General features: G+C 42.8%; 13 protein-coding genes. 5 read left to right on the forward strand and 8 right to left on the reverse strand.

Translation table 11 applies throughout. The features are described 5' to 3' along the window. Window positions 1-29 precede the first annotated feature (29 nt). The 3 genes from ACO1R6_RS07635 to ACO1R6_RS07645 all read left to right on the forward strand — a co-directional run bounded on the left by ACO1R6_RS07635 (window position 30) and on the right by ACO1R6_RS07645 (window position 2,962). Window positions 30-191 (forward strand): hypothetical protein, encoded by a 162-nt coding sequence (locus ACO1R6_RS07635; protein WP_486263607.1) that lies wholly within the window; start codon window positions 30-32, stop codon window positions 189-191. A gap of 8 nt (window positions 192-199) precedes the next feature. Further along, entirely contained in the window at window positions 200-1,006 is an 807-nt protein-coding gene (locus tag ACO1R6_RS07640) for a TIGR03915 family putative DNA repair protein (RefSeq protein WP_486263608.1), read from the forward strand. Window positions 1,007-1,492: 486 nt separating this feature from the next. After that, window positions 1,493-2,962: a M48 family metalloprotease gene (locus tag ACO1R6_RS07645; protein WP_486263610.1), complete on the forward strand. Its 1,470-nt coding sequence runs from the start codon at window positions 1,493-1,495 to the stop codon at window positions 2,960-2,962. 14 nt (window positions 2,963-2,976) lie between these two features. Here ACO1R6_RS07645 and ACO1R6_RS07650 read toward each other — a convergent pair whose 3' ends face one another. The 5 genes from ACO1R6_RS07650 to ACO1R6_RS07670 all read right to left on the reverse strand — a co-directional run bounded on the left by ACO1R6_RS07650 (window position 2,977) and on the right by ACO1R6_RS07670 (window position 9,237). Continuing rightward, window positions 2,977-3,966 carry a lipase family protein gene (locus ACO1R6_RS07650; RefSeq protein WP_486263612.1) on the reverse strand — a complete coding sequence of 330 codons (990 nt, stop codon included), beginning with the start codon at window positions 3,964-3,966 and terminating at the stop codon, window positions 2,977-2,979. A gap of 337 nt (window positions 3,967-4,303) precedes the next feature. Further along, a complete protein-coding gene (locus tag ACO1R6_RS07655; RefSeq protein WP_486263614.1) occupies window positions 4,304-5,221 on the reverse strand; it encodes an SdiA-regulated domain-containing protein in 918 nt (305 codons plus the stop codon). A 200-nt stretch (window positions 5,222-5,421) separates the two neighbouring features. Next, window positions 5,422-6,165, reverse strand: coding sequence for an EcsC family protein (locus ACO1R6_RS07660; RefSeq protein WP_486263616.1), 744 nt, complete (start codon window positions 6,163-6,165; stop codon window positions 5,422-5,424). Between the two features lie 444 nt (window positions 6,166-6,609). Next, window positions 6,610-7,563: a glycosyltransferase gene (locus tag ACO1R6_RS07665; protein WP_486263618.1), complete on the reverse strand. Its 954-nt coding sequence runs from the start codon at window positions 7,561-7,563 to the stop codon at window positions 6,610-6,612. 42 nt (window positions 7,564-7,605) lie between these two features. Continuing rightward, entirely contained in the window at window positions 7,606-9,237 is a 1,632-nt protein-coding gene (locus ACO1R6_RS07670; protein WP_486263620.1) for a glycosyltransferase family 39 protein, read from the reverse strand. A gap of 589 nt (window positions 9,238-9,826) precedes the next feature. On the opposite strand from ACO1R6_RS07670, the gene ACO1R6_RS07675 reads away from it, so the two are divergent. Next, entirely contained in the window at window positions 9,827-11,017 is a 1,191-nt protein-coding gene (locus tag ACO1R6_RS07675; RefSeq protein ID WP_486263622.1) for a class I SAM-dependent rRNA methyltransferase, read from the forward strand. A gap of 83 nt (window positions 11,018-11,100) precedes the next feature. Here ACO1R6_RS07675 and ACO1R6_RS07680 read toward each other — a convergent pair whose 3' ends face one another. From ACO1R6_RS07680 to ACO1R6_RS07690, 3 genes are all read right to left on the reverse strand, one after another. Continuing rightward, the gene (locus ACO1R6_RS07680) at window positions 11,101-12,078 is read right to left on the reverse strand and encodes a hypothetical protein (protein WP_486263624.1); all 978 of its coding nucleotides are present in this window, start codon (window positions 12,076-12,078) and stop codon (window positions 11,101-11,103) included. A gap of 1,075 nt (window positions 12,079-13,153) precedes the next feature. Beyond that, a complete protein-coding gene (locus ACO1R6_RS07685) occupies window positions 13,154-16,447 on the reverse strand; it encodes an amidohydrolase family protein (protein WP_486263626.1) in 3,294 nt (1,097 codons plus the stop codon). 526 nt (window positions 16,448-16,973) lie between these two features. Further along, entirely contained in the window at window positions 16,974-18,695 is a 1,722-nt protein-coding gene (locus ACO1R6_RS07690) for an IlvD/Edd family dehydratase (protein ID WP_486263627.1), read from the reverse strand. A 287-nt stretch (window positions 18,696-18,982) separates the two neighbouring features. Here ACO1R6_RS07690 and ACO1R6_RS07695 point away from each other — a divergent pair, with 287 nt between their 5' ends. Continuing rightward, window positions 18,983-20,713, forward strand: a complete 1,731-nt coding sequence (locus ACO1R6_RS07695) for a M28 family metallopeptidase (RefSeq protein ID WP_486263629.1) — start codon at window positions 18,983-18,985, stop codon at window positions 20,711-20,713. Window positions 20,714-20,769 lie beyond the last annotated feature (56 nt).

A 20,769-nucleotide genomic window follows, 5' to 3' on the forward strand; every position in this document is an offset into this window, starting at 1 on the left:
GTTTAAATATTAAATACTTATAATGAACTATGAAAACAAATGATAAAGTGGCACCCATGTCGTTCCACTGCAAATTAAGCACCCTGGTAGCCCATTTAAGAAGCATGTCGGAAGCAAATAAACCCATGGCCCGCAAGCATAGCCGGGATTATACCCCGTATCCTGAGCCAATATTTAAGCGGTACATTTAATTCCCCGCATGTATTTTTATACGTACGATGGGTCTTTTGAAGGCTTGCTTACCACCATCTTTGAAATATACGAGCGCAAACTAACACCCGATAAAATTTGCCCGATTGGGCAGGAACAACCCGGTCTGTTTGCCCAAACCATTGTGGTAACAACCCAAGAAACAAAAGCTAACCGGGTTTGGCAAGGCTTAGCTAACAAAATATCAGTAGAAGCCCGGCAAAATTTATTTAAAGCTTTTTTATCGGAGCAGCCCGCCATTGAAATGCTCATTTATGGGTATGTAAAGCTAGCGTTTGCGAGTAAAACCAGCATTGAAGAAAATTTTGCGGCCGATTGCGTGCGGGAATTGGCCCATATCAACAAACAGGTTTTCCGGGAAAGCCACCGCATGGAAGCTTTTATCCGGTTTCAGAAAACGGCCGACGACTTGTATTATGCCACCGTTGCGCCCGATTTTAATGTGTTGCCGCTTGTGCAGGAGCATTTTGCCAAACGCTACGCCGACCAGCGCTGGCTTATATATGATAGTAAACGCCATTTTGGTTTTTATTACGACCTGGAAAAGGTAGCCTACGTAGATTTAGAAAATCAAACCACCGACCGTAGTGGTAAGCTGCCGCTGGATGTACTAGCGCAACACGAAACGCTTTACCAGAGTTTGTGGCAAACTTATTTTAAGCACGTAAATATTCCGGAACGTAAAAATCCGAAATTGCACTTGCGTCATATTCCGCGCCGTTACTGGCGCTACCTCACCGAGAAACAAACGGCCTTTACTACCCTCCCCAGTACCGATACCAAAGCTATTGGTTAAGCTGTTGCATTCCATAAGCAGGTAAGCCATATTTATTATCTAGGTTTTAAACCGTCCTTAATTCAAATATAAGTAAGATCTATCATCTAGTTAAATAATGCCCAACGGACATTTATAAGCTTAATTACCGCTTTAGAAATATAGGATTTTGCTGAATTAAAGGTTAAAAGTCGTGTTTAAAGCTATTTTAAGCCTAACATCTTTCTGGTTAGTTAATTTTTTATGGAAGTAGTTCATTAAAAATTGCGCCTGTAAATCAACCTACCAAATATTTTAGTCTGAACCTGAGGTTAATTTGTTCATAGGCATTAATAAAGTAGCAAATTTTCCTGCTCAGTATTAAAAAGTACGTGAGTAACCCGGTAGAAGTGCCCAGTTCCGGAGTAACTATTTTGGGGTAATGCCGTTGATATATTAATATCAATATTTTAAGATAATACAACTGATCTGAGCCTCGAGTTCCTTAGACTAAAACCCACACAAACTATGAAAAAGCTTATTTATTCTAGTTACCTGGCAGCTACGCTGCTCTTATATAATTCCTGTGCCACCAACCCGGTTACGGGCAAACGCGATATTATGCTGGTTTCGGAAGGACAGGAACTGGCCATGGGTAAACAATCTGACCCGGAAATAATTAATTTTTTCGGGCTGTACAACGATGCCAAACTACAAAGCTTTATCAACGAAAAAGGTAAAGCTATGGCGGCTGTTTCGCACCGGCCTAACTTACCCTACGAATTTAAAATTGTGGATTCGCCGGTAATTAATGCCTTTGCCGTGCCGGGCGGCTACGTGTATTTTACCCGCGGCATTATGGCGCATTTTAACAACGAAGCTGAATTTGCAGGGGTGCTGGGGCACGAAATCGGACACGTAACGGCGCGGCATTCGGCGCAACAGCAAAGTAAATCTATATTAGCGCAAGTAGGATTAATTGCCGGTATGGTGGTTTCACCGCAATTCGGACAATTTGCCGAAGCGGCCCAGCAGGGGGTAAGTATGTTATTTTTAAAATTTGGCCGCGACGATGAAAGAGAATCGGATAGGTTGGGTGTGGAATATTCAACCAAAATCGGGTACGATGCTCAGCACATGGCCCAGTTTTTCAGAACCCTGGAACGAGAAGGAGAAAAGAGTGGTGCTGCCGAAGTACCAAATTTTATGTCGACGCACCCTTCGCCCGGCGAACGTTTTGAAACCGTATCCAGATTAGCCGCCGAAGCAAAGAAAACGGTTAATCCGGCTACGCTAAAGGTAAACCGCGATAATTATTTGCGCATGATTGATGGTTTGGTGTACGGCGAAGACCCCAAGCAAGGCTTTGTTGAGAATAATGTTTTTTATCACCCGGTCATGAAATTTCAGTTTCCGGTACCTACTGGTTGGGCTCTGCAAAATACCCCACAGCAAGTACAAATGGCTCCCAAAGATGGTAATGCACTTATGATGCTTACTTTGGCTCCAGGCAAATCTTTGCAGGAAGCAGCCCAGCAACTGGTTCAGAATTACTCCTTAAATGTTTTAGAATCTAAAGAAGTTACCGTTAATGGCTTGCCGGCTTTTGCCTTAGTTGCCGATCAGGTGCCGCAGCAACAACAACAACAGCAACAACAGCAGCAAACCCAGCAAGTACGGGTGTTAATGTATTTAATCCAGTACGGTGGCAATATTTATAACCTGATGGGGGTGTCGGCGGCGACTAATTTTAATTCATTTGCCAACGTATTTACCAATTCTATGCAGAATTTCCGGCAACTGACCGATGCGAACAAGTTAAATCGCCAGCCTGCCCGCATCCGGATTAAAACCGTAGCCCAAAGCGGAACCTTGTCGCAGGCTTTGGCCGCCAACCAGGCGCGCAGCGCCGACCTGAATGACTTATCGATCCTGAACGGTATGGCCCTTACCGACCGGGTAGAGAAGGGAACTTTGATTAAAATTATTGAACGATAAATTTATTTTCCAGGCTATTTTAATTTTTGCGCCAGAAATAAATACGGATGGATGTGGTGGTGGGTAAATACCTGCTGCTCATCTTCCGGAAACTTCTGGTAGTACGCTTCGTCGGCTTGTAAAACAATGGTTTGGCCAGTACGGGCATAATTGCTGGATGGCGCATACGTAGGCGGAACAAAGGTTGGAAGTTGTTTTTTAATTAATTTACCCACGGCCTGGCCTAAATATTTCTGGTATTTGCGGGCGGCTTTTTCGGTAGGCTTTTTTAATTGGTTGTAGAGGTAGCGGTAAGCTAAATTTTTTGGAAATGGCTGCTTTTTAATCAGATTACCAGCATTTTTAAACGGATTAGTCGGGTTAAAATCACCTAAAGTCTGGATAGAAATAGGTGTTTCGGGTACCCAGTCGGCGGTATTTACTACGTTAAATGCCCAACCATTGGCGGTTAAGGCTTCGTAGTCGTAGGCAAAATAGACGTTGCCGGGTTTAGGTGCAGCACTCCCGTACGTTTTAAACCGAATATTAAGGGGCAATTTGCCGGCCAGTTGTAAATGTTTCAGGTAAGCCGTTACTAAATAAGCAATGGCACCGCCCTGACTATGCCCCAGAATAATAAAATTTTTGTACCCACGCTGGTAATAATTTTGTAACTGCGGCAGAATATCGCGCGAAAGGTAAGCGGCACCTATTAACCATCCTACGTGCACCGTTGCCCGATCATTTTCGGCTAGTTTGTAATTGAATACAAAATCGGGACTTAAGTTTAATTGGCCCGTTGCCGGTACCATGGCGGCATAAAAATTTTGAAGCCAGCTAATATTGTTGCGTGTAGTACCTCTTATACTAATTACAGCCACAGAATCATTACTTATACATAAATCCCAGCGGTTATCCAGGCCCATTACCCCCGACCGGTAAACGCGTTTGTATACCTGAGAAGGCGCAAGATTTCGCCGGTAGGTAGAATCTACCTGCTCGGCCGAAACCCGGAGTAGCTCCATATATTCTTGTTTGTTAAACCCTGGTTTTAATTTTTGAGCCTGCGTTACCGGTAAGTTTACCAGTATTATAAATAAGATTAAAAAAGCAGATTTACAGATGCATGAAGAATAGAAAGTAGGGCAAAATTTATTCATAGATATAATGCAAAGGATTTCATCCTGAAAATCAAAAATTGGGGGAGGATAGCTTAAAAACCAAACATGGCAAATTAGCCGGCTTCTGGTTTATTTCAGTGCCAGTAGAAATCGCAACTAAATTCATAGTTTGTTTCAGGTAAAAGCAAGCAAATATTTGTACAGCTAATAAGCTTTTACTCCTGCATAAGCATTTTCGGTTTTACATCTGGTCCGGCAAACCCGATAATGTTACTTTTAGCAAATTGGCTTTTTCTTTACGACTTTCGTTCGAGATATATAAATCGCCGTTAGGGCTAAAGTCCATTCCTTCGGGTTGTTGAAAAGTTTCTTCGTTTAGCACCAGTCGGTTTTTTATGGTGCCCGCAGCATCCAAAATTAATAATTGCGGGTTCGTGGCCTCAATAATGTAAATATCCTGGGTTACTGGGTTTACCGCAATATCGGCCGGCTGTATGGCATTGCTCAACTTCTTCGACGATTTATTACTGAAAACAGAATCAGTTAAATTTATTTTGAATACCGGTTCGGGTTCCATTTTATCGGATTTCAGATTAAATGCATACACCCCTTTGTAATCTTTTTTGCCGGTTTCGGCACCTTTAATGGCCAGCAACAAACGGTTGTTTTTAGCATCGTAAGCCAGGCCTTCTACATCATTTTTGGCGGTTAAGCCCGTATCAAAACTTTTAATATCATGGTTTTTGCTGCTCTCCAAATCTTTAATTCTAAATAAATGGCCATCGCTGCGTACCACATAAGCGGTTTTGCCCGCAATAGCCAAACCTTCGTAATCGCCGGCAGCGCCAAAACTAATTTGCTTTTCTACTTTATTCTGGGCGGTGTTGTAAATAAAAATTACCCCTGATTCGTCTTGTACGCAGGCAAACCGGTTAGGACTTAAATAAGCAATGCCGGAAATCTCCTGTAATATTGGGGGCAATTCCCATTTTTCCTCTATCTTAAGGTTGTTGGAAGCCAGCGATTCGGTAGATTTGTTTTTATCTTTTTTCCCTTCATCTTTTTTTAATTTATGGTCGTTGTTTGCCTGATTGGAGTCGCAGCTACTTAAAATAAGGGATATACATCCGCTTAAAATATAGATACAGATAGCTCGCATAAATATGTGATTTTATAATTTATTTAATAATAAGATAATCCTTACCCAACGTTCAGAATTAACAAATGGTTAAAAAATATTCAGATTACCTAAGTAGAGGCTACTATTTTACAGCTGAAATTAGCGGAAGTAAGGTGAAAATGAATTTAAAGTCGGAATAAAGTAGAACCTGCTTAAAAAAACTAAATAAAATTTTTACGCTAATTTGATTGCGGCAGCAAACTTTGTTCCTGCCAACGCATCCGGTACGCATTCATCGTAAATTTGCCTAATTTGTTTATTAAGCGGTAGTTTACCACAGCGCCAACCGGTGCGCCAATTACTGGTACCAACTGGGCCATTTTAGCCAAATCAATGTAGTCGCGGTATTCCTGCTGAAAAGTCCGCCAGTCGAACTGATGAATATCGGCCGGCAATTTTTGCTTCTGGCTTTCCCAATTTATTATTTGCCTGAAGATTTGGCGGCGTTGTTCCTGGCTGCTAAACGTAAGCTGAAAAATATACAGCAGGTAAATACGTTCGCGGTAATCGTCTACGGCATACCCATAAAGTGCGGCCAAATCAAAAAGCATTTTAATTTTTAAACCAATTAGCAGAGGGAAATCGGCCAGACCTAGCAAAATACCGCCGGCACCAGTTACGCCACCTTCGGCGGCAGCGGTATTTTTGTAAAAAGCAATACGCGCACGCACGAGCGCTTCGGTGCTTTCTAACTGCATAAAAGGGGCTGGTTGGCGGGTAGTTTTTTCGGCCCCAAACAAAGTAGCCCGAATCATTTGCTTAATGGCGGTGGTAATTGCCTGGTGTACTTTTTCCGGAATAATCGTATTAATTTTATGCTGCATTTTCTGCGCCATTTTATTCATGAAAGACGGCGACTGCTGCATGTTATGTTGCCAAATCCGTAGTTCGGCCAAAGCAATTTCTTCGTAAGGCGAAAGCATTTTTTTACCCGTTTCGTTTTTCCGGCAACACCGGCTTATTAAGTTTATGATAAAATGGTATAAGGCAATAATTTAAATAAAGTAACCGGAGAGCGCTAACTTAATCTAGGCGGGTTTATAACAGGTTATTTATAGTTTAAAATATTGCCTGAACAGATACATACACCTAAAGAACCTTACAATTATAAACTACATTTTACGTATTCATAGCCCACTTGCTACCTTTTTATATTACGTTTCTGGCCGATGTTCTACAATTAAAACCAATCAAGCAAGCTATTAGTCTGGCTCAAACTATTATCCACAACAGCTTTACTCTATTCTGTAAGGGAGGTATTTAAATGGTATAAGAACGTAAAGCAAATATTGCCAGGCCGCTAAATTTCGCATAGCAGAAATATTGCCGCAGATAAAGGTCAATAACTGAGCACAGCGCAATTAATATTATGAAGATAAATCCTTTTCTAAATCAAGGTTGGGTTCTGTAACGTTTATAAATATTTCGGAGTTGGTGTTGCGGTTGCGGGCGGCAATATTCAGGAGTAAAATGCCAATAATAAAAAAGCCGAGGCAAATAAGTGCGGTATTAAATAAAGAAACCGACAGGGTACTGGCCCAACCCAAAACGGCCTGGTGCGAAATAAATTTTTTGTATAAAATTACTCCAATTATACCGCCTATAGCCACAGCAATTAAAATAAATAGTTTTAAAAACAGCATCAGAAAGTCTTCGGCGTACTCCACAAAAGATTTAAAAGCGTGGTGCACCAGGCTCGTCATGTTCATTTTAGAAGAGCCATCAATTCTTTTGCGGCGGTTGTAAATTAATTGTTTTTTCTCGACGCGTTGTTTAGATAAGTAAGCCGCCAAATGCACAAATGAGGTGTAAGAAGCACTATTCAGAATACCGTCATCAATCATGCAATAATTACCAAAATTCATGCTGCGGCCAGTTATAGCTTTAAATATTAATTTATAAACTTTATACGAAAGCCGGAACGATAAACTTTCCTGCCTTTTACCTCTCACCACATTTACTACTCGGTAGCCTTCAATATTTACCAGTTCTTTAATGGCCGCAGGGTCATCTTCGCCATCCGAATCCATAATAATAAATTTCTGGCAAGGTAAATTACGCGCAAACAATAGCCCCTGGTAAATAGCGCCCTGGTGACCGGCATTATATTTAAGGGTAAGTATCTGCATATTTACATTAGCAGCTTGCGGGCGGAATGCCTTTAACATTTTAAGTGTATTATCGGTAGAGGCGTCGTCTACTACCACAATGGTAAAATGGAACGGGAGGTCTTTTACAATGCTGGTTAGCTCTTCTAAAAAAGCAATTACCGTAACGTTTTCGTTAAAACAAGGCGTAATAATGGCGATTGATTTGCCCATTTTATTTTGTGGAAAATAATAGAAAAAGCATAAATGAAACTATTAAATGTGTTTATCTGCTTTACTGAATTGTAAAATACGGTAAGGTCCAATTATTTTAATCAGGCGGTAATAATGCCTTTCCAGAAATTTAAAATTCCGGGAAATGGCAAAGTGGTAAGGCGAGTTGGGCTCTACAATATACTTAATGGTGCCGTCCTGGAAGCATTTTTCAATATTTTCGTAACCTAACACCTTAGAAGGCCGGGTAGATGATTCAAAAATATCTAACTGCGGAATAACACAGTTCCGGAAAAGCGCATTATCAATGTAACTCCGGTTAGCAATTTGCTCCTGAATAGGTAAGTTAGCAAAAACGTATTCGTCGGGGTGGCTGGCCAGATCTGTTTTAAGGAACGATATTACCTGGGTTGCCGCTAAATCTCTTTCTCTGCGTACTTCGGCTAATTTGCCGTATTTAAAATCTTCTACGTTCCGGTACTGCACAATTAAATTCAGGGCCAGTAAAACCATAATATAAGCCAGATAACCTAAACCTGCTAAATCGGCTTTAAAAAGGTTATTAAAATTATAGGTAGATTTACCTTGCTGGGCTGGCTGGGTAATAAAGTAAATAAATAGTAAAACCAGGGCCAAGTTTAAAAATAAGAAATAATAATGAATGCTGGAGCCTTGCTTTAAAGCCGTGCCGGTGGCAAATACAAACATGCCTACGCAACAAAAGCATAAAAACCGTTCGGTTAAATTACCCCGGAATACCAGCATTTTACCTACGCTAATGTAAATTACCAGGAAAGCTAAAGGCAAAAACTCTGACTGGTATAAGAATTTGCCCATCACAAACTTTTTAAAATACGGAATGCTGATGCCATTATCTACGCCGCCTACTACGTTCATCAAGAAAGCTTCGTGGTATATTTGGTTAAAGAAAACCAAGATACCCATAAACGCCCCAGCGGTTATGGCCACCATTAAAATGGCGGCGCGCCATTGTTTAATAAAAATAAAAAAAGCTACAAATAAAATAGGTAATTGAATGCCGCTTTGCTTGGTATAAATGGCCACCACCGCCAGTAAGCCGGCTAACACCAAATGCAACAAATTTTGTTTATGTTCTTCGCCGCGTCGCAGGTAAAGCAATACCAGGTAAACCGCCCACAAACCCAGCGCATCGTGCATGGCATCTGGCCGGGCGGCAATATCCCACAATAAAACCAGGATAAAAGAAGAAAAACTAATAATGGCCGCTACCTGGGCGCGGGTATTAAAAATGCGCCGGCTAATAAAAAACACGGCCAACGCAGAAATTAAATTAAAAACAATACTCCAGGTGCGGCAAATAATGTACAACTCCCGGATATGCTCGGCCGGGTCTACCTGCATTATTTTAGCCGTGAAACCGCACAAATAATAATACAAAGGCGTGTATTGGGTAATAGAAAAAGGTAAAAAATGCGGATTGGTATACAAAGCCCCATTATCCAGAAAAACCTGAATGCTGTAAATTACATTTTGTTCTACACCGCCGCCCAAATCGGCAGCCGGACTGAATATTAAAATTATGCGCATGACCAGCATGAACATAAAGCAAAAGAAAGAGAACAAAAAGCTTAAATTAATAACGTTGGTTTTGGTGGTGGTAGGCGCGAAAGGTAATCGGATATTAAAGAACATATCTTAAAATTGAACTAAAAACGAAAAATAACAGGATTGTACGCGGGTGCTCTTTTTGAATAAACTTTTCTGGTTAACAGAGGGCGCTTATCTAACTTAAAATTATATTTATTTTTAATATATAAAAAAGCATATACTTAAAAATTTAAAAATATGTTTCGTGCACTTTATTATTTACCTGTGAAGGAAATCCGGCAGATTTTAAGAAAGGCCAAAAGGAATTACTTGCAATTCTTATAAGTTTATCAATAATATATTATGCGCTTGTTCTTTCCAGCCTTCAATAAAAAATAAGTATATTAAAAATATTCTCCGTTTAGACGAGTAAAACTGCATAATTGTTACGGAGCAAAGCCATTGTTTAACCTTTGTTTTAGCAGCAGAAAACTAGAGTTCTATTTAATAAAGATTGAACTATAAGGCAAATAGTGCCATAGGAAATTGGCGAATGTTCTAGAAATATAAAAATTAGCTTAGTTATCGGTTTAAAGCTTTGTCAATCGCTTACATGCAGCCAACATTTTGCTTCGCCATTTTACAAGAATAAGCTTTACCTTTGCCATTTCTAATCATTAACTAACAGAAACGAATGAGTGAGTTAGCCCGCGTTGTCTTGCACGGAGGTAAAGATCAATCGCCTAAAAGGCACCACCCCTGGATTTTTTCCGGGGCTATTAAAAAGATTGTAGGAGAGGTAGCCGAAGGCGATGTAGTGGAGGTTTTTAGCGCTGGCAACGAATATTTAGGAACCGGGCATTACCAACCGGGCGGTTCTATTGCAGTCCGGATATTTTCCTTTGAAAGAATAAACCCCGATTATAGCTTCTGGCGAGATAAAATCAGTCAGGCTTTTGCTTACCGTAAAGCTTTGGGTTTACACCACCCCACACAAACCGATGTTTACCGTTTAGTATTTGCCGAAGGCGATGGCCTGCCCGGGCTTATTGTAGATGTGTACCGCAACACCGCCGTAATGCAATGCCACACCATTGGTATGTACCGCATTCGCGAGGAACTGGCCCAGGCCATACTGGATGTTGGTGGCCCCGACCTAACGGCCGTTTACGATAAAAGTGCCGAGACTTTACCGGCCAAAGCGGCCGCTCAGGCGCAAAACGGTTATTTGCTTGGCCAAACCGGCGGTAATACCGAAGTGCTGGAAAATAATAATAAATTTTTGGTTGATTGGGTAAACGGACAAAAGACCGGTTTCTTTATCGACCAACGGGAAAACCGGTCTTTGTTAGCCAAATATTCGCCGGGCAAAACCGTGTTAAACACCTTTTGTTATACGGGTGGCTTTTCAGTTTACGCTTTAAACGCTGGTGCTACCCAAGTGCATTCAGTAGATAGTTCTAAAAAAGCCATTGACTTAACAAACCAGAATGTAGCCCTAAACGGCGGTATTAACCGGCACGAAGCGTTTGCTGTAGATACTTTTACATTTTTAAAAGATAATCCATCGGCTTACGACATTATTATTTTGGACCCACCAGCTTTTGCCAAACACCAAAATGTGCGTCACAATGCCGTTATGGGTTACAAACGCCTGAACGTAGAAGGTATTAAACGCATTAAACCCGGGGGAATTTTATTTACTTTTTCATGCTCACAGGTAGTAGATAAATATTTATTTAACAGCACCATTATGGCGGCGGCTATAGAAGCCGGCCGGAACATTAAAATCATGCACCAACTCAGCCAGCCCGCCGACCACCCGGTAAGTATTTTCCATCCGGAAGGAGAATATTTGAAAGGCTTGGTTTTATATGTGGAGTAGAAGAGATAATTACCTTAAAGCATAAAAATAAAAGCCGGTTCTGTTTAAGAACCGGCTTTTATTTTTAAGATGCGTTTACAGAATTAATAAGTTGGCAGAGGCTCAACTTCGCAATGATTGCTATCAATCCAGTTACCAATAGCGCCACCGTAAGCATTGGGGTCGGGGGTGGTGGGTATTGATACCGTAATTCTGTTATTAGTAGTAGTGGCCAGTTTGTTTAAAGAGTTTAAGAAAGCCACCGCACCATTATAAAGCGGCCACACTGCAGCCTCGTCGGTAATGGAGTTATTTGTTGCATCAGATAAATAAATGGTAGCTGCTTGCAGGAAGGCCATTTTGGCATCTAACATACCGCCTTTGTTGCTGGAATTTCTAATAGCCATAGCTTCTGCTTCGGTGTAGGTGTATTTGCCAATGGTTATGGTAGTGCCGGTGTAACCTTTAGAGGCCCAGGAGCCGGGCTTTTCGAACCAAAAACCTTGCGATAAGGAGCAGCTCGGATCTACTACCGGTGGGTCGCACGATACGCCGCCTACTAAATCAGTTGCACAATTATTTCCGTATTTTACCCAAACCGAGAAGTTTTCGATTTTTAATGGTTCAGAAGTAGTAAAGGTAAAAGTATGGGGCTCGCCATCAGAATACATACCATCTATGCCGTCAAATTTAAAGAAGTAAGGCACGCCCGTAATTTCGCAACCGGTTCCCCCACCTTCCGAGAAAGCCAAAGTAGTGCCGGGTTGGTTGCTCGTTATGGTTATGTCGCCGGTAGGTGTAAACGCTTCGCAATAATTAAAACCCAGCACCAAATGGCTTAATCCGTTACCTTGCGCCTCACCAACTCTTTGCACGGTAAAAGTCCAGGTAGTACCGGCTGCATCAACCGCAAAATCCGAAATTTGATAGGCACCGATTATTTTGGACGTTTCGGCTAAAGCTTTACTATTCCCGGTAGCTTTGTCGGGGGAGTTAATGCTTTCAATTTCCTGTTTAGAGCAGGAGAAAATCAGAAAGCTCACTAACAGGGTAAAGAGGGATTGTTTGACAAGATTTTGCATAAAGAAAATATTTAAAGTTGAACATAAAAGTCAATACCGTTCCAGGCTAAAAAAAATGGTAATTTCTTTTAGCGGTACAATAATTTTAGTTGGTTTTTGGTTGGTCTGGTAAGTTAAGCGGTAAAAATGCAGGTTTTTACCAAGTTCAGTTCAGCGCAATATCTGGCAACTTTAAATAATAATTTAACTCTGTTCAGAATGCATATAGGTTAATTCACTTTAAAAATAGTGTGCTTCCTAATAAATTGCTTATAAGTTTATTTAAACTCAAAAGTAATAATGTTATAAAACAAATAAATAAAATTTACTTATACAAATATTTATTATAAATATTTTAAAATAAAATAGAATAAGCTAAATATCTAAACTATAAAATGGTTAAGTTAAATAGAGCTATTTTTATTCTGGTAAACCAATATAATCTTGAGAGAGGTAATCTGTTTGGACTTTATCCTGATAGTCAGGAAGGATGCTAATATTTTTAGAAGATAGTAGCGCTTGTAGTAGTTTTAAGTAAATTTATTTAGTTGATTTTGGTGTTAAAAATTTAATGCTGACAAGTAATAACCCGGTGGTATTACATCTTGGTTGAAGCCCGAATATACAAAATTTTAATGCTGTAAAAGCATAAACAGAACCGGTGCAGCTTTCTGTTGCCAGCTCTATTACTTATATCAAATTTTTTAAAATCTCTTGTATAGAGGTAGTATCAATTTTAATAAAATACCTTCTCAATAAATTATTCTGGTAAAATTTAGCTGGTTAATTATTAGTTAGATGACCGGTTTGGATTGTTACTTTATCAACTTTATCTTATATGGAATAATTAATAGAAGTAAATAATACCACGTAGTATTTAGTTGCAGCCATAGTAATACATCAAAACTAACGAATAGCTTAAACCCGGCAGGTTTTAAAAACCTGCCGGGTTTGAACTTCTGGAAGATTCTTTTTACTATCTGGTATAATTCTACGGGCAGAGCATTTTTTTTAAAGAACTGCGCTTACGTTTTAAAACAAAAAAGCAGCACCTCGCCGGAGGTGCTGCTTATATTAACAAAGAAGTATTTAAGAATTAATGTCGGCCGCGGCAACTGCATTGCTCACCGGCAATGCCCAACGTATGCACGTCCATGCCTTCGGTAAACGGAAAAGAGCCACTGGTTTTAGGGTTTTCCCAGTAAAAAGGCTGTGGTTTTTTGTTGTAGTTACCAATTTCCTGCATAGTGGCAGCATCATACAAACGGCCGTTAACCATGGTGTAGCTAACCAGTTCTGAGTTTTGAATATTCTCCAGCGGATTTTTATCCAGTACAATCAGGTCGGCCAGTTTGCCGTTTTCCAGCGAACCAATGTCTTTATCCATGCCTAAATATTGCGCGCCATTTAAGGTAGCGGCTCTTAAAGCTTCGAGGTTGCTTAGACCGCCTTGTTGCAGCATCCAAAGTTCCCAGTGTGCGCCTATGCCTTGTATTTGCCCGTGGGCTCCTAAATTTACTTTTACCCCGGCATCGGCTAATTTTTTACAAGCCTGGGAAGTTAAAATATGGCCGTTGGCATATTCTTCGTCGGGTACCTGGGTTACTCGGCGCGAGCGGCTATCCACAAAAGTAGGTGGCACAAACCGGAGCAAGCGTTCTTTTTCCCATACGTTCGTTTTCTGGTACCAGTAATATTCGCCGGAGTTGGCTCCATAATTAACAATTAAAGTTGGTGTATAAGCGGTTTTGCTGGCTTTCCAGAGCGAAACCACATCGTTATACAAAGGAGCAATGGGAATATTGTGCTCAATACCGGTATGGCCATCTAAAATCATGGTCATGTTATGGAAAAACGTAGATCCGCCTTCCGGCACCACGGCCATGCCCAGTTCGCGGGCCGCCTGAATAATTTGCTGGCGTTGCTCGCGGCGGGGCTGGTTATAGCTTTTTACCGAAAAACCGCCCATGGCTTTAATCCGGCGCAAATGCGACCGGGCATCTTCTAAATTATTAATCACCGCTTTAAAGTTACCGTCAGCACCATATAAAACCGTACCGGTAGAAAAAATGCGGGGCCCTACCATGGTGCCGCTTTTTACCATTTCGGATTGGTTAAATACCTGTTCGGTGCTCGACGACGGATCGTGAGTGGTGGTAACGCCGTAAGCCAGGTTGGCATAGTAAGCCCATTGTTGCTGCGGGCTCATACCGGTCCGGAAAGTACCCATATGGGCGTGCACATCTACCATACCGGGCATTATGGTTTTGCCTTGGGCTTGGATAATTTTAGTACCGGCTGGTATGGTAATTTGGTTAGCGGGGCCCACGGCCACAATCCGGTTGCGGTCAATTACAATGGTGCCATCCTCAATTACTTCGTCGCCTTTCATGGTAATAATCCGGGCGTGGGTAAAGGCTATTTTGCCTTGCGGAATATCGGTAGGCAGTACCAGGTTAATTTTTACTCCCGTAGAGTCGAGCGGCGGAATTTTGGTAACGGCTCCTTCTACAAAAGTAAAGCGGTTTTTAAGGTCGTTGGTAAAATATTCCTCGCCCAGTAGCCAATGTAATTTTTTGCTATCGGCGGTCCAGTGCAGGCTATTACCGGCATCGCGGGTAACGCGGGCCACCGGAATGGCCTTAGATTCGGCACTTAATTCCATTCCTTTGCCGGTAGCGGGTAAAGGTGCTATGTAAACATTAAAAAGTTCGTTAAACGCTACCCATTGGTTATCGGGGCTGGGTAAAAATTGGGTAGTATATTTAGAATAAACGTGGGTTATGGGTTCTTTGCCCGCTAAATCCACACTTTTTAAGGCAAAATTTTCGCCTTCGCTGCCCGAAAAATAAATACGGTTTCCGGTTTTATTAAATATTGGGTTGCTGCCGCCTTTTTGTACCAGGGTAGGATTGCCGCCCTGGGCCGATATATAATAAATACCAGAGTTTTTACCGAAAGCAAACCCCTGGTGATCATTGCCGCCCGTTTTCTGGTAAACAATTTTGCTGCCGTCCGGCGAAAAGGTTGGGTTTACATAAAAGCCTTTTTCCAAAGTAAGTTTTACCGGATTATTACCGTTCAGGTCGGTTTTGTAAATGGCGCTTAAGTTTTGGTCGTTCCAGGTTACGTACACCAGGCTTTTACCATCGGGGCTAAAGGCCGGGTAATATTCATAATCAGTACCTTTAGTAAGCCGCACGGGTTTGCCGTTGGGTAATTGCTTTTTGTAAAGGTAGCCGGCAGCACTAAAAACCAGGTATTTTTCGTCGGGCGATGTTACCGCGTGCCGGATGGCTTTGGCGGTAAATTGGGCCGGGGAGATTCCTTCCGGACCAAAATTATATTTTACAGCGTCGGTAATCTGGTGCGTTGCCTGCGCGGTAAAAGGAATCTCGGCGGCTTGGTTTTGCTTGCTGATGTCTACTTTCCGGATTTTACCTTCGGCCCAGATAATAATATGTTTGTCGTCGGGAGTCCAGGCGTAATTGGGGTACACACCAAAAATGGCCCAGGCTTCCTGCTGGTCTTTGCTTAAAGCATCGTACACCGGCCATTCTTCGCCGGTAGTTATATTTTGCACAAACAATACCGATTTGGTTCTTACCCGCCGAACAAACGCCAGGTATTTGCCATTGCGCGATAGCTGCGGCCGCACCGCACCGCCGTTGCCGGCAACTATATTTTCGATATCGCCGGTTTGGCGATCGACGCGCCGGATCATATAAATTAAGCCGTTCGGGTCTTTGTTGTATTCAAAGAAGTTGCCGCCGCTCATGTCTTCGCTAAAATATACGTAGCGGCCGTCCGGCGAAACGGTGGGTTCCCCGGCATCTTGCTGGTCGTTTTTGCGTTTGGTGAGTTGGATACCAGTGCCGCCTGCCGTATGATAAGCCCACATTTCGCCGGCACCCAAAGAACGAGTTCCGGTAAAATGTTTACGGGCTACCAAATATTGGCCGTCCGGCGACCAAGCCGCATTATTCAATAACCGGAAATTTTCCTTTGTTACGCTGCGGGCATTGCTGCCGTCGCGGTTTATAATCCAGATATTGTCGCCGCCGTCGCGGTCGGAGGTAAACGAAAAAAATTTACCGTTGGGGCTGTAACGGGGTTGAACTTCGTACGCGCGTCCGCCCGCAATTAACTTGGCGGTGCCACCGGTAATAGGTAGAGTATAAATATCGCCCAATAAATCAAAAACAATTTCTTTGCCGTCGGGGCTAACGTCCAGGTTCATCCAGGTGCCTTCGGAAGTAGAAATGGTAACTTCTTTGGCCGGGCCGTGGGCAGCATCTACCTGCCACTTTTTCTGAGTCTGGGCTTGGGTTTGGCCCATACCCGACCAGAACATGACACCCACCAGAAGGGGTAAAATAGGTTTATACATTATTAATAAAAGATAATTAAGTTTTTAAATAAGGGTAAAGATAGGTAAAAAGAAGGAGAGGAAATAAGCGACTGTTAAGCCTCTACAGATTAGAATGGTTATTTTAACGCTTATGCAGTTTAATATTTTAATGCTAGAATAACTGAGCTGATTAAGATTTTATAAGCCTCGTGGATTAAGGACGTAGAATCTTTGAAAAGCAGCAAACAGGTTTAAGTAAATATTAGCGGTAAAATAATCTGGTTAAAGCAAACCCCCGCCTGCTTAATATTTGAAGCAGGGCAGGGGGTTGCTAGTTTGATTATCGGTAGTAAAATGGCCTGTTTATTATATCAAGATTGACAAATAATTTTGCCCTAGCCGTAGTGCCCCTAGGAAATAAAAAGGCAAATAGATTGGCGGTGATAACACCACTAATGGCGGCGGCAAGTTTATTTGATAAAGTGCTAAACAAGTTCTATGTGAAATAATTAAAACCAAAATTTAAGAACTTACAGCTTAAAACTTACTATTTAATGATTTACCGTTAATGCGAATCGCGGGGAACGGCTGAGCCGGAGTTACCGACCAGGTAATCCATATCGGCACCCAGGTGGGCCTGTTGTACATGCCGGCAGTATAAGCCTACGTAGCCCCGGTCGGTGTGGGGTGGCGGTGCTACCCAGTTAGACCGGCGCGTGGTTAACTCTTCATCGGAAACCAATAAATCCAGCCGCCGGTTTTTAACGTCTACCTGAATTAAATCGCCGTTTTGTACCAGCGCCAGGGTGCCACCAATGGCCGATTCTGGCGATACGTGTAGGAAAACCGTGCCAAAGGCCGTACCACTCATGCGTCCATCCGAAATCCGGATCATATCGGTAATGCCCTGGGCTAATATTTTTTTGGGTAAAGCCATATTCCCTACTTCGGGCATACCCGGATAGCCCCGCGGCCCTACGCCTTTTAAAACCATGATGCAGTTTTCGTCAATGTCCAGGTCCGGATCATCGATGCGGGCGTGGTAATCTTCAATATTTTCGAAAACCACGGCGCGGCCCTGGTGCTGCATTAAGGCCGGTGTAGCCGCCGATGGTTTAATTACGGCCCCATTCGAACATAAATTGCCTTTTACTACCGCTGTACCGCCTTCTTTTAATATGGGGTTATCAATGCTGAAAATTACCTCGCGGTTGTAACAAACGGCATCTTCTATATTCTGGCGGTGGGTTTGGCCATTTACGGTTTTAACATCGAGGTGTAATTGCTCGCCTAATTCTTTCATAACGACGGGCACCCCGCCGGCATAGTAAAAATCTTCCATCAGAAATTTACCCGAAGGCATCAGGTTTACCAGAAAAGTAATGTGGCTGCCAATGGTATCAAAATCATCGAGTTCTAACGGTACTCCAACCCGGCCGGCAATGGCCAGCAAATGAATAATAAAATTAGTAGAACCGCCTACGGCGGCATTAACCATAATGGCGTTTTCAAAAGCCTGACGCGTAAGGATTTGGGAGGGGCGTAAATCTTCTTTTACCATTTCTACAATGCGGCTGCCGGCCAGGTGGGCCAATATTTTGCGGCGGGCATCTACGGCCGGAATAGCGGCTCCGCCCGGCAAGGTCATGCCCAACGATTCTACCATACAGGCCATGGTAGAGGCGGTGCCCATAGTCATGCAGTGGCCGCTGCTTCTCGACATGCAATTTTCGGCCAGCATAAAATCTTTAAGCGTTATTTTGCCGGTGCGCAAATCGTCGCTGAATTTCCAGACGTCGGTACCCGAACCAATATCGCGGCCCTGGTATTTGCCATTGAGCATAGGCCCGCCCGATACCACAATGGTGGGAATATCTACACTAAGGGCGCCCATTAAAGTAGACGGGGTGGTTTTGTCGCAGCCGGCCAGCAATACTACACCGTCTAACGGATTAGCCCGGAGCGATTCTTCTACGTCCATACTGGCCAGGTTGCGGTAGAGCATCGCCGTAGGGCGCATCAGGGTTTCGCCGAGAGAGGTTACCGGAAATTCCAGCGGAAAGCCGCCGGCTTCAAAGACCCCCCGCTTAACGCGTTCGGCTATTTCGCGGAAATGCGCGTTGCAAGGCGTTAACTCCGACCAGGTGTTGCAAATCCCGATTACCGGGCGGCCATCAAATTCGTGGTCGGGCAAACCCTGGTTTTTCATCCAGCTGCGGTAAATAAATCCCATTTTGTCGCGCTTGCCAAACCATTCGGTACTGCGCAGTTTACCTGATTTTTCCATGTTTAAATATTTTAAAGGGTGGCGGAGACGTTATAAAAACTTTAAAGGTTTTAACTGATATAAATACTGCTGGTAAACTTGCTAAAGTAGTTTACCAGCGGGGTAAATTAATAATTTTAAAAGAAGGTAATAGCATCTGGGGTAAAAATGTTCTGAATAAGGCGGGCAACTAAATTTTACCGGAGATAAATTAGGAGCCTTATTTAAATCTTTATTCTTTAATTTTGTATAACTATCCAGGCGCAGATAAGTACATTAACTGTTGGTTCATAATTAAAATTTATTAAATGCGTTTATTTCCTGCTCATTATTTAAAAATCAAGAATTTCTCGTTTACCACCACTTTATGTTTACTGGCTCTTATGGGCCTGACGGCAGAGCCCGCTGCAGCCCAGTATGCCAAGCAGCTAAAAGCCAAAGAAATAAAAAAAACCATTGATGCGGTTAGCCCCGAAGCGATTAAAGCCCACATGACGTTTCTGTCGGATGATTTGCTGGCGGGCCGCCGGCCCGGTAAACCCGGTTTTGGGATTGCGGCCAAATACATGGCTACGCAGTTTCAGAATATAGGCTTGCAGCCCGGCGGCGGAAATAATTCTTATATGCAAGAAGTGCCCTTGCGGTCGGGGGTAGTGGTAGAGCCCCAAAGTGCTTTTAAAATAATCCGGAACGGCCAGGCAAAAACGCTCACGTATTTATCCGATTATGTACTGCAACCCAATATGGGCCAGCCCGAAACCCAAATAACCGCACCCGTAGTTTTTGTGGGCTATGGCGTGTCGGCACCCGAGCTCAATTACGACGATTATGCCAACTTGGACGTTAAAGGCAAAATTGTTATGTATATCTCCGGTGCCCCGGAAAAATTTCCTAATAATGAAAAAGCTTATTTTTCATCAGCCGTAACCAAAAACAGCATTGCTGCCCAGAAAGGTGCCGTAGGTATGATTTCGGTAATTGCCGCCGGCGAAAATAATGCTACCTGGAATGCCTACGCCAAGCGCATTAAATCCGGTAGTACCTGGTGGGCCGGCCCCAATGGCACCCCCAACACGTATTTACCCGCCTTAAAGGGCCTGGCGGTAGTGGTACAAGGTGTAGGCAACGATTTATTTACGGGTTCCGGAACCGATTTGTACCAATCAGTGACTGTATTAAAGGAAGGGAAATCTGCTTCAATTAATTTGCCGGTATCGGTTTCTATTACTACCCAAACCCGTTACAATGCTATCCAGAGCCAGAATATTATTGGCATTTTGCCCGGCAGCGATCCGCAGTTAAAAAATGAATACGTAGTATATGCGGCCCACTTAGATCATTTAGGATTATCGGTACCGGTAAACGGCGATTCTATAAATAATGGCGCCCACGACAATGCTTCTGGTTCGGCTTTTTTACTCGAAACGGCCCGGGCTTATAAACGCTTACCCAAAGCACCCAAAAGATCCATTATATTTCTGTCGTGTACCGGCGAAGAATTGGGTTTACAGGGGTCGGATTATTTTGCAAATAACCCCACGGTGCCCGATGGTAGCTTAGTAGCCAATTTAGCCATTGATATGCCGTTTTTCTTTTACCCGCTTTTAGATATTATTCCGCACGGAATTCAGCACTCGAGTTTGCGCGGACCGGTAGAAGCCACGGCTAAATACCTTAACTTAAAAATTACACCTGACCCAGCCCCGGAAGAAGTAGTATTTACCCGGAGCGATCATTACAGCTTTATCAAGAAAGGCATTCCGGCGTTGTTTATTAAGGGCGGAATTTTAACCGGCGACCCGAACAAAGACGGGGCCAAAATTATTGCTGATTGGCGGAAAACCATTTACCACAAGCCCCAGGACGACATGAACCAACCGTTTGATTTTAATGCGGCTGCCATGCACGTAAAAACCAATTTCCTGATCGGTTATTTAACGGCCAATGATGCCAAGCGACCCGAGTGGAACAAAGGCGATTTCTTTGGCGGAAAGTTTGGCCGGCGCAACAACGCATCGGCCGCATCGGCAAAGAAATAATATTAAGTTAAAAGTAAAAACAAAGAGCCGGCTATTTAGCCGGCTCTTTGTTTTTA

Source organism: Adhaeribacter sp. (genome assembly GCF_057359045.1).

What these genes read in the sequence shown, in the direction of transcription:
- ACO1R6_RS07635 (WP_486263607.1), top strand. Translation starts at nt 30, where the DNA reads ATGAAAACAAATGATAAAGTGGCACCCATGTCGTTCCACTGCAAATTA.
- ACO1R6_RS07640 (WP_486263608.1), top strand. Translation starts at nt 200, where the DNA reads ATGTATTTTTATACGTACGATGGGTCTTTTGAAGGCTTGCTTACCACC.
- ACO1R6_RS07645 (WP_486263610.1), top strand. Translation starts at nt 1,493, where the DNA reads ATGAAAAAGCTTATTTATTCTAGTTACCTGGCAGCTACGCTGCTCTTA.
- ACO1R6_RS07650 (WP_486263612.1), bottom strand. Translation starts at nt 3,966, where the DNA reads ATGGAGCTACTCCGGGTTTCGGCCGAGCAGGTAGATTCTACCTACCGG.
- ACO1R6_RS07655 (WP_486263614.1), bottom strand. Translation starts at nt 5,221, where the DNA reads ATGCGAGCTATCTGTATCTATATTTTAAGCGGATGTATATCCCTTATT.
- ACO1R6_RS07660 (WP_486263616.1), bottom strand. Translation starts at nt 6,165, where the DNA reads ATGCTTTCGCCTTACGAAGAAATTGCTTTGGCCGAACTACGGATTTGG.
- ACO1R6_RS07665 (WP_486263618.1), bottom strand. Translation starts at nt 7,563, where the DNA reads ATGGGCAAATCAATCGCCATTATTACGCCTTGTTTTAACGAAAACGTT.
- ACO1R6_RS07670 (WP_486263620.1), bottom strand. Translation starts at nt 9,237, where the DNA reads ATGTTCTTTAATATCCGATTACCTTTCGCGCCTACCACCACCAAAACC.
- ACO1R6_RS07675 (WP_486263622.1), top strand. Translation starts at nt 9,827, where the DNA reads ATGAGTGAGTTAGCCCGCGTTGTCTTGCACGGAGGTAAAGATCAATCG.
- ACO1R6_RS07680 (WP_486263624.1), bottom strand. Translation starts at nt 12,078, where the DNA reads ATGCAAAATCTTGTCAAACAATCCCTCTTTACCCTGTTAGTGAGCTTT.
- ACO1R6_RS07685 (WP_486263626.1), bottom strand. Translation starts at nt 16,447, where the DNA reads ATGTATAAACCTATTTTACCCCTTCTGGTGGGTGTCATGTTCTGGTCG.
- ACO1R6_RS07690 (WP_486263627.1), bottom strand. Translation starts at nt 18,695, where the DNA reads ATGGAAAAATCAGGTAAACTGCGCAGTACCGAATGGTTTGGCAAGCGC.
- ACO1R6_RS07695 (WP_486263629.1), top strand. Translation starts at nt 18,983, where the DNA reads ATGCGTTTATTTCCTGCTCATTATTTAAAAATCAAGAATTTCTCGTTT.